Below are 11750 nucleotides of genomic sequence, written 5' to 3'. Positions count from 1 at the left end.
GGGCTATTGCGGTTCCACTTCGCCAAGCGCGCCATTCTCGATGGGAATGACGGGCTTCGCATCGGGAATGATGCCGCCGAGCTCATTGGTCTCCAGCTCGGCGAGGGCGAGGGCTTCCGGATCGACCGGCGCAACAACCGGGGGCGGCGGCGTGGCGGCCTGCTGGTCGAGGTAGACGCCAGGCGCGCGCGATGGTGCGCAGGCGGCAAGGAGCACGCCCGCGGCAAGCGCGCCAAGTGGCGCCAGACGACGCCGTGTCAGGTTGGATTGCAGCATGTTCAGCCTCCCGAAGGGCCGCCGAGCAACTCGTCGTCGGCAGATTCAGGATCTGCCGCAGGCTCGCGCTCCGGCAGCGGCGGCAGGTCCGACCCCTTGGTCTGGGGCAGGTCGGCCGGCTCGACGTCCTGTCCGGGATGCCCGAACAGGGGTGCGGGGCGCTTGAGGTCGCCGGTCAGGCCGCAGGCCGACACAGTGCTGAGACCCACCAGGGCCGCAACAAGCAAAAGAGGGCGTTTCATGTCTCTACTCCAGTCGCAGTCTCTGTTTCCACTGTGCCACCTGTTCGGCAACACGAACAGGGCTTGTACCGCCATATGATGTCCGAGATGAGGCAGATGCCTCAACTGTCAGCACATCGAAAACGGCGGCGGTGATGCCGGCATGTTCCGCCTGCATGTCGGCCAGCGACAGGTCGGCAAGGTCGCAGGCCTGTTCCTCGGCCTTGGCGACCAGCGTGCCGGTCACGTGGTGGGCCTCGCGGAACGGCAGGCCGAGTTCGCGCACCAGCCAGTCGGCAAGGTCTGTCGCCGTGGAAAAACCCTTTGCGGCGGCTGCGCGCATGGCGTCGGGCCTGAACCGGATCGTCTCGATCATGCCGGTCATGGCACGGACACACAGGTTGAACGTGTCGAAGGCTTCGAACGTGAGGCGCTTGTCGTCCTGAAGGTCCTTGGCATAGGCGAGCGGAAGGGCCTTTACCGCGCCCTGCAGCGCGCTGAAATTGGCCGTAATCAGGGCGGCCTTGGCACGCACCAGTTCGGCCGCATCCGGGTTGCGCTTCTGCGGCATGATCGAACTGCCGGTCGACCAGGCGTCGGTCAGCGTGGCGAAGCCGAATTGCGGGCTGGTCCAGAGCACGATTTCCTCGGCGAGCCGGGACAGGTGTGTCGCGGCGATCGACAGGTCGGCAAGCGCTTCAAGGGCGAAATCGCGCGAGGCGACGGCGTCGAGGGAATTGGCCATCGGGCGGGAAAAGCCGAGGGCTTCGGCGGTCATGTCGCGGTCGATGGGAAAGCCGGTACCGGCAAGCGCAGCAGCGCCGAGCGGGCTTTCATTGAGGCGCACGGCGCAATCGGCGAGGCGCGAGCGGTCGCGCCCGGCCATCTCGACATAGGCGAGGAGATGGTGGCCGAGGGTGACCGGCTGGGCGGTCTGGAGGTGGGTGAAGCCCGGCATGATGGTGGCGTCGTTTTCGTCGGCGCGGGTGACCAGCGCGGTCTGGAGGCCGGCGAGCAGCGCCCCGGCGCCATCCAGCGCGCTGCGCGTCCAGAGGCGGAAGTCGGTGACGACCTGGTCATTGCGCGAGCGGGCGGTGTGCAGGCGGCCGGCCGGTTCGCCGATCAGCTCCTTCAGGCGCGCCTCGATGTTCATGTGAATGTCTTCCAGCTCGCGCCGGAACGGAAAACTGCCATCGCGCAACTCGCCGAGGACGCCGTCGAGACCGGACTGGATGGCCTCATTGTCGTCGGCGGAAATGATGCCCAGTTCGGCCAGCATGTCAGCGTGGGCACGCGATCCGGCAATGTCTTCCTCGGCCATCCGGCGGTCCACATCGAGGGAGCAATTGATTTCGTCCATGATCTCGGACGGGGTCGCGGCAAAGCGTCCCCCCCACATTGTCTGGCCTTTGCCCTGGTTCATTGCCATATCCTTTATCCGACGCGAGGAGACCCTTATCCGATGACCCGCCTAGCTTTTATCGGCCTCTTCTTGGTCGCCCTCGTCGCAATTGTCTATGTGGCGTTCAGTGCAGCCGGCGGAAAGCCGGCGTCCAATCCGCTCGAGGCCCATGCCAGGGGCGAATTGGCGAAGCTGAATTTTGCCACGGCAGGTGACGCCGAGCCGACCGCCCCCGTGTTTGCCGCCGACGGCACTCCCGTCACACTGGACGCGTGGAAAGGCAAGACCGTGCTGGTGAATTTCTGGGCCACATGGTGTTCGCCATGCGAGCGGGAAATGCCCTCGCTGGGCGCCTTGCAGAAGGCCCGCGGCAGTGACGCGTTCGAAGTGGTGGCGATCAGTGTCGATGCCAGCGAAGACAAGGATTATGCGGTCCAGCGCCTGAACGAACTGGGCGCGTCGGACATTTCCTTCCATATCGCACCGCCGGAAAACTACGAGATCGTCTATGATGCCGGCGTGAAGGGCTTCCCGACCAGCATCCTCTACGGCCCGGACGGCAAGGAGATTGCCCGCCTCGAGGGCGATGCCGACTGGGCATCGCTGGAAGCGATCGGGTTCATTGATGCGATCCTGGCGAAGGCCGCCCTAGCCAAGGCTGGATAGTTCGAGCTTCACACGGGACACCTGGGCGGCGATCTCGCTGACCGGGGCGGGGATCGAGTCGGCGAGCGGGCCGTTATTGGGCCACATGCGCACAAGCAGTTCCAGTTCCATCAGGGCCTGTTCGGCGCCCGGATTGTCCATCCGCTTGGCAATGTCACGGGCAACGACGGCAAAGCCGTAAGCGTCCTGGTATTCACCGGCCTCGACAATCGCGCCGTCGACGACGCCGACCTTGTATTCATTGATGCAGGTGGTCATCAGGAAATCGATCTGGCCGACAGGGTCGGAGGCGGCGTTCTGCTGCAGCAGCTTGATATTGGCGTCGGCGGCAGCGAGTTCCGGTTCGACCTCTTCAGCGGATTTTCCGGCGGCGAGGTCTTCAGACAGCTTGACGAACAGCGGGCCGTCGAACCCGAGCGCGTCGATGCCGGCGCGTTCGGCGGCATGCGTCTCGGACACCGGGTGCAGGAGGTGGCGGGCGGCCTGGTCAGGCGCGCCGGCCCGGTAAAGGGCGAGGCCCGCGGCGACGTGGCCGGACATGAAGGCGATGCGCTTGTCGACCGGCAGGGTCTGCATGTCGGGATGCGCCATTGCGGCCATGCCGCTCTCGCCGCCGCCCTCACCGCCTTCACCCGAGACGGCCGCCGGCGTGGCTGCCGGGGCCGGTTTCGGCGCGTTGGCATGGACCGGTTCCGTCGGTCCGCCGCATGCGGCGAGGCTGGTCGTGCCGAGCAGGGCGGCGCCGAGGCCAAGGCCGATCCAGCGTCTGGGAGTGTAGGTCATTGTCGCACCTCCGGAGTTTCGATTGCACATCGTTCCTACGCCCGATACGCTGGAGATTGCAAGTCATTCTCAAATTCAGCATCCGAGTTTTTACACCCCCATGTTCCTGACCCTTTCCAGTGTCCTCAACGCGCGTGACCTTGCGCGGGTCCTGAAGAAGACCGGCGACCTCGACTGGCAGGACGGCGCCCGCACGGCTGGTGGCCGGGCCCGGGCGGTGAAGCGCAACCTGCAGGCAAACCTGCGGTCGGGGCCAGGCGCGGCGCTGCACGACTTCCTGATGACGACGCTTTCGGCGCATCCTGTGCTGGTCGCCGCCGCCCAGCCGGCGCGATTCTCGCGCCTGATGCTGAGCAAGACCGGCCCGGACGGCCGGTATGGCCGGCATGTCGACAATCCATTGATGGGCGAAGGGCCGGACCGGCTGCGCACGGACCTGTCCTTCACGCTGTTCCTGAGCGACCCGGCAACTTATGACGGCGGCGATCTGGTGGTGGAGGGCGTTTCCGGCAACCATTCCGCCAAGCCTGCAGCCGGCGACCTGGTGCTATACCCGTCCGGCGACATCCACGAAGTGAAGCCGGTCACGCGCGGCGAGCGGCTCGCCTGTGTCGGCTGGATCGAAAGCCGCGTGCGTGACGCGCAGGCGCGCACGACCCTGTTTGAACTGGAAAACATCAGGGCATCACTGGGCGCAAAGCTGCCGCCGGATGCGCCGGACCACCTGGCACTCGACAAGGTAATCTCGAACCTCGTGCGGCGCTGGTCGGCAGGCTGAGGTCAGGGCAGGATCGGCACGGGCGCGCGGGCCTGGCGGCCGCACCAGTCAGGCTTTTTCTCGCCACCGTCATAGTCCCAGGCCTTGTGCGTGCCGGCCTCGATCAGCGTGCGGGCGACATCCTGGCCACCGATCTCGAGATCGACGACGAGCCGGCCATAGCGGTCTGGCCCGTAGGATTGCGAGACCCTGACGGTCTGGTCGCGGGTCAGGTCGACAGCGGCTTCCTTGGCTTCATAGCCCTGGATGCGTTCGGATTCACACTTCGCGCCGCCGCGCTGCTTCATGCTGCCGGTTTCAGGGGAATCGACATCGTGCAGGCGGAACTTGGTGCCATCCGGCAGGCGGCCACTGTCGCCATCCGACCAGTAGACGGCGCCGGAATCTTCGGTCGCGGCGTGCGCTGCAAGGGCGATGATTCCGCCGGTTCCAGCTAGAACAAGGGCGGACACCAGCCAGGCTGGCGCGGAAAGTCTTAACGCCATGACGGCCTCCTCGAACAAGGAGGCAAGGGTGGGCCGGGGAGGTTAAGCGGCGGTTAAGGTTTGGCCCGCGGGCCGGGTTTCAAGCGAGCAACGACAGGGCCAGGAACGCCGCAAGCCCAACAGCAGATGTGACCAGGACCTTTCGGCGATAGGCTTGCGCCAGAAGACCGACAGCCAGCCCGCCGAGCACGACACCCAACAATGCCAGGGCAACAAGCATCTGGTACAGCTTGAACAGTTTCGGGCCGTGCCCCTTGTGAAGCTCCATCATCGCGTATTGGAGGTTCGGCTTGTTGACCTTGGCTTGAAGGCCCTGACCAGACTGCGAAAATTCAATATGTGTTCTGGATGTCGGGCGTGTTTCGGCCTGTTGCCCCTTCGCTTTCACGTACTCGAACGTGTGATCGACACCCGCCGATTCCAGCAAGGCCCGGATATCCGCTTCCAGCGTTTCACTCTGAAAATCCAGGGCCGAACCCGCCGGCAGCGTGAGGGGGTCACTTTGGACAGCGCCCTTGTTTCCCAGAAGGTAAAGCCCGCCCGACAGGGCGACCAACAGGAAGGCAGGCGCCATGAATGCGGCAAAATACATATGGACCTGGACGAGTGTTCTTCTGACTTTCGGATTGATCACGTGGGTACCTTTTTCGATTGGCAGGATCGTAGCGCCCTCCAGACGGCGCCAACAATATGTATTACCCCCTAACAGATACAGGGAATGCAGATCGTTTGGCGGTGCCAGACGAAGGGTCGTCGGCTTTCCAGTGCGTTGAGATAAAGCGCCGGTGCGGGCGACCTAGCGTGTCGGGACGGGGTGTTCGCCGGAATAGTCGTAGAAGCCCTTGCCGACCTTCTTGCCGACCCAGCCGGCCTCGACATATTTCACCAGCAGCGGGCATGGCCGGTACTTGGTGTCGGCGAGGCCGTCATGCAGGACCTGCATGATCGAGAGGCAGGTATCGAGGCCGATGAAGTCTGCCAGTGTCAGCGGGCCCATCGGGTGGTTGGCGCCGAGGCGCATGGCGGTGTCGATGGATTCCACGGTGCCGACGCCTTCATACAGCGTGTAGACCGCCTCGTTGATCATCGGCACCAGGATACGGTTGACGATGAAGGCCGGGTAGTCTTCGGCATTGGTCGTGGTCTTGTCGAGGCGCTTGGCGAAGGTGATGGCGGTTTCGTACGTGTCCTGGCTGGTGGCGAGGCCGCGGATGACCTCCATCAGCTTCATCAGCGGCACCGGGTTCATGAAGTGCATGCCGATGAACTTGTCCGGCCGGTCGGTGACCGAAGCGAGGCGCGTGACGGAAATCGAGGACGTATTGGTGGCAAGATAGGTGTGCGCCGGGACAATCTCGCAGATCGAGCGGAAGATCTGTTCCTTGATCTCGCGCTTTTCGGTGGCTGCCTCGATGACCAGGTCGGCCGCTTCATGGGCCTTGATCGAGGACGTGGTGCGAATCCGCTTCAGGGCGGCGGACATGTCGTCGGCGGTGATCATGTCGCGCATCACCTGGCGGCGCATGTTGCCTTCGATCGTGGTGATGCCGTGACTGAGGGCGTCATCGGAAATATCGCTCATGATGACATCATAGCCGGCGAGCGCGGCAACATGCGCAATGCCGTTGCCCATCTGGCCCGCACCAATCACGCCGATTGTTTTCAATTCTGCCATTCTGGAAGTGTCCCGGGCCTGAGTTTGTTCTTCTGTATCTAGCTCATATCCTGATTGTGCAGTGCGTCAAATATCAAGCGCTGCCATCGGTTCCGGTTTGCGAGTTCCGCCGGGTGTGGCGTGCGGGGCACAGGTGGCCGGGCGCAAGAAAAAACCCCCGGCCACGGGGCCGGGGGTTTGTCTTTTGCGGGTGCCGGGTGCGCCCTAGAGCGCAGCAGTCAATTCCGGCACGGCGACGAACAGGTCCGCCACGAGGCCGTAATCGGCGACCTGGAAGATCGGGGCTTCCTCGTCCTTGTTGATGGCAACAATGATCTTGGAATCCTTCATGCCGGCAAGGTGCTGGATCGCGCCGGAAATGCCGATGGCGATGTACAGTTCCGGTGCCACGATCTTGCCGGTCTGGCCGACCTGGTAGTCGTTCGGGGCATAGCCGGCATCGACGGCAGCGCGCGAGGCACCGACGGCAGCGCCGAGCTTGTCAGCCAGCGGGATGATGAATTCCTGGAACTTCTCGGACGAGCCGAGGGCCCGGCCGCCGGACACGACGCGCTTGGCGCCGGTGAGTTCCGGACGGTCCGACTTGACCATTTCTTCCGAGACGAATTCCGACTTGAACGGGCCGGACGGCGCCGCAACATCCTCGATCGAGGCCGAACCGTCATTGCCGGCGGCCGGGAAGGCCGTGCCGCGCACGGTGATGACCTTCTTGGCGTCGGCGGATTTGACCGTCATGATCGCGTTGCCGGCATAGATCGGGCGCACGAACGTGGACTGGTCGACGACTTCGACGATTTCGGACAGCTGCATGACGTCGAGCTTGGCGGCGATGCGCGGTGCGAAGTTCTTGCCGGTGGTCGAGGCCGCGATGAAGACGGCGTCATAATTGGCCATCAGCGGCACGACGAGGGCTTCCATGGCTTCGGCGGTCTGCTTGCGCAGGGTCTCGCCTTCGGCCTTCAGCACCTTGCGCACACCGGACACCTTGGCCGCTTCCGGGGCCACTGCGCCGGCGTTTTCACCTGCCACGAGGATATCGACGTCGCCGCCGAATTTCGACGCCGCCGTGACGACCTTGTGGGTCGCGTCCGACAGGCCGCCATGGTGATGTTCAGCAATTACGAGGACAGCCATTACACAGCTCCTGCAGTTTTGAGTTTGGCAACCAGCGTGGCGACATCTTCGACCTTCTCACCGCCCTGACGGACCGGCGGTTCGGTGACCTGGACAATCGTCAGGCGCGGCGAAACGTCGACGCCATAGTCTTCCGGCGACTTCTCGACGATCTCTTTCTTCTTCGCCTTCATGATGTTCGGCAGCGATGCATAGCGCGGCTCGTTGAGGCGCAGGTCGACCGTCACGATGGCCGGAAGGGCGAGGGAGACCGTCTGCAGGCCGCCGTCGACTTCGCGGGTGACCGTCAGCTTGTCGCCGTCTTTTTCGAGCTTGTAGGCGAACGTGCCTTGCGGCCAGTCGAGCAGGGCGGCGAGCATCTGGCCGGTCTGGTTCGAATCGTCATCAATCGCCTGTTTGCCGAGCAGGACCAGTTCGGGGCTCTCTTCGGCAACGACCTTGGCGAGCAGCTTGGCCACGGCCAGCGGCTCGACGGCCACATCTGTCTTGATCAGGATGCCGCGGTCTGCGCCCATGGCGAGCGCCGTGCGCAGCGTTTCCTGGGCCTGCTGGGGCCCGATCGAGACAACGACCACTTCGGTCGCCGTGCCGGCTTCCTTCATCCGGACCGCTTCCTCGACGGAAATCTCGTCGAACGGGTTCATGGACATTTTGACATTGGCGAGGTCGACGCCGGACTTGTCCGGCTTGACGCGAACTTTCACGTTATAGTCGATCACGCGTTTGACGGGCACGAGGACCTTCATGCGGTGCTCCCTTTGGGTTCTAGGGGTTTGAGATATTGCGGCGTGACTAAACGTCCGCCGCGAAAGACGCAAGGTTTACGTTGACGTTCAGGTCAGTTTGGCGCGGTTGGTCGCGGTTTTTCCCACCGCACTTCCCCTCTGACGCGATCCATTATATGCCACATCTTCGTTCACCCGGCGCAGCGTGCGCCGCGGCCTTGAAGCCAGGAAAGGAGACCCGAGCCATGTCCAGCCCCCGTTTCCACATCCAGCTTTCAGGTTCACATGAACATTCACATCGTGCTGGCGCGGGTCGCCAGCCGGTTTTGGCCCTTTGCCCGTAAGCCAAAGGGTCCACCAGACGCCCACCATGACCGGCAGCGCGTGCGCGCCCGCCTGCAGACGACGCTCCCGCCGCACCTGCTGAAGGATGTCGGGGCAGATGACGGCTAGCTGTCGGCGCCCTTTGTCATCAGGTCGGCGAGGGTCTTGCCCGGCACGGCGCCCTTGAGGAAGCCGAGTGTGCCCGTGGCCATGAGTTCCTCGCCCGCCCGGATCAGCGCGCCATAGGCCGCACTGGCGAGCACGAAGCCCATGCTGACACGCTTGACGCCGGCGGCCGCCAGATCTGCCATCGGCACGAAGCCGCCGGCGCGCGGCCCCATCAGCACGTTGACCGGCCGGTCGACGGCGGTGACCACGGTCCTGATATCGTCCATCGATCGCAAGCCCGGCGCATAGAGCACGTGCGCACCGGCTTCCTGGTAGGCCTGCAGGCGGGCAATCGTGTCGGCCAGGTCTGGCACGCCGGTGAAGAAGTTCTCGGCGCGGGCGGTGACAAGGAACGGGAAATCCAGCGCATTGGCGGCCTCGACAGCGGCGCGCACACGGTCTGCTGCCGCGGCGATATCGTATTGCGGCTTGGCGGCATCGCCGGTGAAATCCTCGATCGAGCCGCCGACAAGGCCGGCCTCGGCCCCGAGGCGGATCGTCTCGGCGCAGGTTGCCGGGCTGTGGCCGAAACCGTTCTCGAGATCAGCACTGAGCGGCAGCGGCGTCGCCGCAGCGAGGGCGCGGACATGGGCGAGCTTCAGGTCGCGGGTGATGTGGTAGTCGGCAACGCCGGTACTGGCGGCAAAGCCGGCACTGGTCGAGGCCAGCGCCTTGAAGCCCAGCCCGGACAGGATGCGGGCCGAACCGACATCCCAGGGATTGGGAATCACGAACATGTCCGGCCCGTCGTGCAGGGCCTTGAAGGCGAAAGCCTTGTCTTTCTGCGTCGTCATGCTGCGTCCCTCCGTTTGCGCACCAGTTTGCTGGCACGAAGCGGCGAACGCAATCCACCCGATTCCTGCGCATGACGGGCGGGCCTAGGCGGGCGCTTCCTCGTTCTTGGCCAGCACTTCGCCGGAAAGGTAGAGCGATCCGCAGATCAGGATGCGGTCCGCACCGGTGGCGGCGGCGGCCGTGACAGCCGCTTCGAGACTGGCGCAGGTGGTAACCGTCAGCCCTGCAGTGCGCGCGGCCTCGGCAAGGTCATGCGGTTCGGCGCCGCGATGGCCGGGGGCGTTGGGCAGCGTGAACACGGCGGGGTCGAGATGGCGGAACGGCAGGAAGAAGCCGGTCGCGTCCTTGGAGGCCAGCATCGCCGTGACGAGGACTGTCTTGCCAGGCAGGCTGGTCAGGTGCCGGGCGATGGCGCGGGCGGCGTGCGGATTGTGCCCGCCATCGAGCCAGACCTCGGCCTGCGGGGCCAGCGCGGTGACAGGGCCGGCCTGCAGCCGCTGCATCCGGGCGGGCCAGACAGCGGTGCGGGCGCCTTCGAAGATCGCGGCCTGGTCGACGAGCGTGGATCCGCCGAAGAGCTGCATGGCGATGGCGGCGAGCGCCGCATTGCCGCGCTGGTGTTCGCCGATGAGGGAAATGTCGGCCGGCATGGCGTCGATGAAATGGGCTTTCAGCCGGTAAAGCGGCGCGCCCTGCCGCTCGGCCTCCTTCGCGATGACCTCGTCGCAGACCCGCCGCTGGATGGCCGTCAGGACGGGGCGGCCGGGCCGGATGATGCCGGCCTTCTCGCCCGCGATCTTGCGGATGTCGGAGCCGAGGAAGGCCTTGTGGTCGAAGTCGATCGGCGTGATGACGCAGAGCGCCGGGTTCTCGATCACATTGGTGGCGTCAAAGCGCCCGCCGAGCCCGACTTCAAGAATGAGGAGGTCGGCCGGCACTTCGCTGAAGGCAAGGAGGGCGGTCGCCGTGGTGGCCTCGAAATGGGTGATCTGCAGGCCGGTCAGGGCCGCGTACGTGCGGTCGAGCCAGGCGACCAGGCGCGCGTCATCGACGATCTCGCCGGCCAGGCGGATCCGCTCGTTGAAGCGGACGAGGTGGGGCGAGGTGAAGACATGGACCCGCAGGCCGGCAGCCTCGGCCATGGCGCGCATGAAGGCGGTGGTGGATCCCTTGCCATTGGTGCCGGCGACATGGATCACCGGCGGCAGACGGTCCTGCGGCCGGCCAAGCGCGTCAAGCGCCGCCTCGACCCGCCCGAGCGACAGTTCGATCTTTTCCGGATAGAGCCCCTCGAACCGCGCGAGCGCTTCGGCAACGGCCACGCTGTCTCCGATCAAGCAGTCTTGCCTTTGGACGCGGCCTTGGGCGCATGGGTCTTCGGCTGGGTGAGGGGCGCAGAGCGCAGGTCTTCCCGGCGGCGGGAGTTCGGCAACAGATGGGACAGGACCCGCGACAGCGTGTCCTTCAGCTTGCGCCGGTCAACGACGATGTCGACCTGTCCCTTCTCGCGCAGGAACTCGGACCGCTGGAAGCCCTTGGGCAGGCTTTCGCGGATGGTCTGTTCGATCACGCGCGGGCCGGAGAAGGCGATCATCGCGCCGGGCTCGGCCAGGTGCACGTCGCCGAGCATCGCATAGGAGGCCGACACGCCGCCCGAAGTCGGATCGGTGAGAACGACGACATAAGGCAGCTTGGCCTCGGCCAGGTCGTTCACTGCCAGGGTCGTGCGCGGCATCTGCATCAGGCTGAGCGTGCCTTCCTGCATGCGCGCGCCACCGGACGCCGTGCAGACGACAAAGGCCGCCTTGCGGGCGAGCGCCATCTGCGCAGCCGTGACGAAGCCTTCGCCCGCCGCCATGCCGAGCGACCCGCCCATGAAATCGAAATCCTGCACCAGCAGCACGGTCGGCACGCCGCCGATCTTGCCATAGGCCGCGACCATGCAGTCATCCTGCAGCAGCGGTGCGCCGCCGCCTTCGGTCTCGCGCTTCTCGCGCGCGGCGATCTTGGCCTTGGCCGCCTTCAGGCGGGCCGGATAGGGCTTGTCGTCCTTGAATTTCAAAGGATCGATCTGGACCGGCGGCAGGGCCAGCGGCTCCCAGCGCTCCTCGTCGAACAAGAGGCGCATGCGGGTTCGCGGGCTGATGCGCATGTGCGCGCCAGCGGGCGTCACCCACCAGTTCTCTTCAAGGTCTGTCTTGTAGACGAGTTCGCCTGACACCGGGCATTTGACCCAGAGGTCGTCAGGCGTTTCCTTCTTGGCGAGCATGGTCTTAAGGCCCGGCGGGGTGACCTTCGTGATCCAGTTCATGCCTCAA

Annotated in this window: 15 protein-coding genes; 3 read left to right on the top strand and 12 right to left on the bottom strand. The window is 65.0% G+C overall.

Features of this window, described 5'->3' with window-relative positions:
* Positions 1 to 3: 3 nt before the first annotated feature.
* From HJO_RS09045 to argH, 3 genes are read right to left on the bottom strand one after another with little or no spacing between them, the layout of a single operon-like run.
* Positions 4 to 276, bottom strand: coding sequence for a hypothetical protein (locus HJO_RS09045; RefSeq protein ID WP_035616361.1), 273 nt, complete (start codon positions 274 to 276; stop codon positions 4 to 6).
* Positions 277 to 278: 2 nt separating this feature from the next.
* Positions 279 to 518 (bottom strand): LPS translocon maturation chaperone LptM, encoded by a 240-nt coding sequence (gene lptM, locus HJO_RS09040; protein WP_035616359.1) that lies wholly within the window; start codon positions 516 to 518, stop codon positions 279 to 281.
* A 4-nt stretch (positions 519 to 522) separates the two neighbouring features.
* Positions 523 to 1920 (bottom strand): argininosuccinate lyase, encoded by a 1398-nt coding sequence (gene argH, locus HJO_RS09035; protein WP_156945535.1) that lies wholly within the window; start codon positions 1918 to 1920, stop codon positions 523 to 525.
* Between the two features lie 39 nt (positions 1921 to 1959).
* Here argH and HJO_RS09030 point away from each other — a divergent pair, with 39 nt between their 5' ends.
* Complete coding sequence (locus HJO_RS09030) at positions 1960 to 2565, top strand: TlpA family protein disulfide reductase (RefSeq protein ID WP_051618450.1); 606 nt, start codon at positions 1960 to 1962, stop codon at positions 2563 to 2565.
* Here the strand turns inward: HJO_RS09030 and HJO_RS09025 are convergent.
* On the bottom strand, positions 2548 to 3348 hold the full coding sequence (locus HJO_RS09025) for a hypothetical protein (protein WP_035616354.1): 801 nt from the start codon (positions 3346 to 3348) through the stop codon (positions 2548 to 2550). The genes HJO_RS09030 and HJO_RS09025 overlap by 18 nt on opposite strands.
* Before the next feature lie 100 nt (positions 3349 to 3448).
* Here HJO_RS09025 and HJO_RS09020 point away from each other — a divergent pair, with 100 nt between their 5' ends.
* Positions 3449 to 4126: a Fe2+-dependent dioxygenase gene (locus HJO_RS09020; RefSeq protein WP_035616351.1), complete on the top strand. Its 678-nt coding sequence runs from the start codon at positions 3449 to 3451 to the stop codon at positions 4124 to 4126.
* Between the two features lie 2 nt (positions 4127 to 4128).
* On the opposite strand, the gene HJO_RS09015 is transcribed toward HJO_RS09020, so the two are convergent.
* The 5 genes from HJO_RS09015 to HJO_RS08995 all read right to left on the bottom strand — a co-directional run bounded on the left by HJO_RS09015 (position 4129) and on the right by HJO_RS08995 (position 8166).
* Entirely contained in the window at positions 4129 to 4611 is a 483-nt protein-coding gene (locus HJO_RS09015) for a thermonuclease family protein (protein ID WP_156945533.1), read from the bottom strand.
* 79 nt (positions 4612 to 4690) lie between these two features.
* A complete protein-coding gene (locus tag HJO_RS09010; RefSeq protein WP_156945531.1) occupies positions 4691 to 5245 on the bottom strand; it encodes a hypothetical protein in 555 nt (184 codons plus the stop codon).
* A gap of 162 nt (positions 5246 to 5407) precedes the next feature.
* Positions 5408 to 6286 (bottom strand): 3-hydroxybutyryl-CoA dehydrogenase, encoded by an 879-nt coding sequence (locus HJO_RS09005; protein ID WP_035616342.1) that lies wholly within the window; start codon positions 6284 to 6286, stop codon positions 5408 to 5410.
* Between the two features lie 204 nt (positions 6287 to 6490).
* Positions 6491 to 7420 carry an electron transfer flavoprotein subunit alpha/FixB family protein gene (locus HJO_RS09000; RefSeq protein WP_035616340.1) on the bottom strand — a complete coding sequence of 310 codons (930 nt, stop codon included), beginning with the start codon at positions 7418 to 7420 and terminating at the stop codon, positions 6491 to 6493.
* Complete coding sequence (locus HJO_RS08995) at positions 7420 to 8166, bottom strand: electron transfer flavoprotein subunit beta/FixA family protein (protein ID WP_035616338.1); 747 nt, start codon at positions 8164 to 8166, stop codon at positions 7420 to 7422. Before HJO_RS08995 ends, HJO_RS09000 begins: the two co-directional genes overlap by 1 nt.
* Before the next feature lie 264 nt (positions 8167 to 8430).
* On the opposite strand from HJO_RS08995, the gene HJO_RS18395 reads away from it, so the two are divergent.
* Positions 8431 to 8598: a hypothetical protein gene (locus HJO_RS18395; protein ID WP_156945529.1), complete on the top strand. Its 168-nt coding sequence runs from the start codon at positions 8431 to 8433 to the stop codon at positions 8596 to 8598.
* Here HJO_RS18395 and HJO_RS08990 read toward each other — a convergent pair.
* The 3 genes from HJO_RS08990 to HJO_RS08980 all read right to left on the bottom strand — a co-directional run bounded on the left by HJO_RS08990 (position 8595) and on the right by HJO_RS08980 (position 11743).
* The gene (locus tag HJO_RS08990) at positions 8595 to 9431 is read right to left on the bottom strand and encodes an isocitrate lyase/PEP mutase family protein (protein WP_035616336.1); all 837 of its coding nucleotides are present in this window, start codon (positions 9429 to 9431) and stop codon (positions 8595 to 8597) included. The genes HJO_RS18395 and HJO_RS08990 overlap by 4 nt on opposite strands.
* Positions 9432 to 9515: 84 nt before the next feature.
* Entirely contained in the window at positions 9516 to 10769 is a 1254-nt protein-coding gene (locus HJO_RS08985; protein WP_084141877.1) for a bifunctional folylpolyglutamate synthase/dihydrofolate synthase, read from the bottom strand.
* Complete coding sequence (locus tag HJO_RS08980; RefSeq protein ID WP_035616334.1) at positions 10766 to 11743, bottom strand: acetyl-CoA carboxylase carboxyltransferase subunit beta; 978 nt, start codon at positions 11741 to 11743, stop codon at positions 10766 to 10768. Before HJO_RS08980 ends, HJO_RS08985 begins: the two co-directional genes overlap by 4 nt.
* Positions 11744 to 11750 lie beyond the last annotated feature (7 nt).

This window comes from Hyphomonas johnsonii MHS-2 (assembly GCF_000685275.1).
GTDB lineage: Bacteria > Pseudomonadota > Alphaproteobacteria > Caulobacterales > Hyphomonadaceae > Hyphomonas > Hyphomonas johnsonii.
This window is presented reverse-complemented; position numbering and strand designations above follow the sequence as displayed.

Coding starts and splice junctions, on each gene's coding strand:
- HJO_RS09045 (WP_035616361.1), bottom strand. CDS start 276: ATGCTGCAATCCAACCTGACACGGCGTCGTCTGGCGCCACTTGGCGCG.
- lptM (WP_035616359.1), bottom strand. CDS start 518: ATGAAACGCCCTCTTTTGCTTGTTGCGGCCCTGGTGGGTCTCAGCACT.
- argH (WP_156945535.1), bottom strand. CDS start 1,920: ATGAACCAGGGCAAAGGCCAGACAATGTGGGGGGGACGCTTTGCCGCG.
- HJO_RS09030 (WP_051618450.1), top strand. CDS start 1,960: ATGACCCGCCTAGCTTTTATCGGCCTCTTCTTGGTCGCCCTCGTCGCA.
- HJO_RS09025 (WP_035616354.1), bottom strand. CDS start 3,348: ATGACCTACACTCCCAGACGCTGGATCGGCCTTGGCCTCGGCGCCGCC.
- HJO_RS09020 (WP_035616351.1), top strand. CDS start 3,449: ATGTTCCTGACCCTTTCCAGTGTCCTCAACGCGCGTGACCTTGCGCGG.
- HJO_RS09015 (WP_156945533.1), bottom strand. CDS start 4,611: ATGGCGTTAAGACTTTCCGCGCCAGCCTGGCTGGTGTCCGCCCTTGTT.
- HJO_RS09005 (WP_035616342.1), bottom strand. CDS start 6,286: ATGGCAGAATTGAAAACAATCGGCGTGATTGGTGCGGGCCAGATGGGC.
- HJO_RS09000 (WP_035616340.1), bottom strand. CDS start 7,420: ATGGCTGTCCTCGTAATTGCTGAACATCACCATGGCGGCCTGTCGGAC.
- HJO_RS08995 (WP_035616338.1), bottom strand. CDS start 8,166: ATGAAGGTCCTCGTGCCCGTCAAACGCGTGATCGACTATAACGTGAAA.
- HJO_RS18395 (WP_156945529.1), top strand. CDS start 8,431: ATGAACATTCACATCGTGCTGGCGCGGGTCGCCAGCCGGTTTTGGCCC.
- HJO_RS08990 (WP_035616336.1), bottom strand. CDS start 9,431: ATGACGACGCAGAAAGACAAGGCTTTCGCCTTCAAGGCCCTGCACGAC.
- HJO_RS08980 (WP_035616334.1), bottom strand. CDS start 11,743: ATGAACTGGATCACGAAGGTCACCCCGCCGGGCCTTAAGACCATGCTC.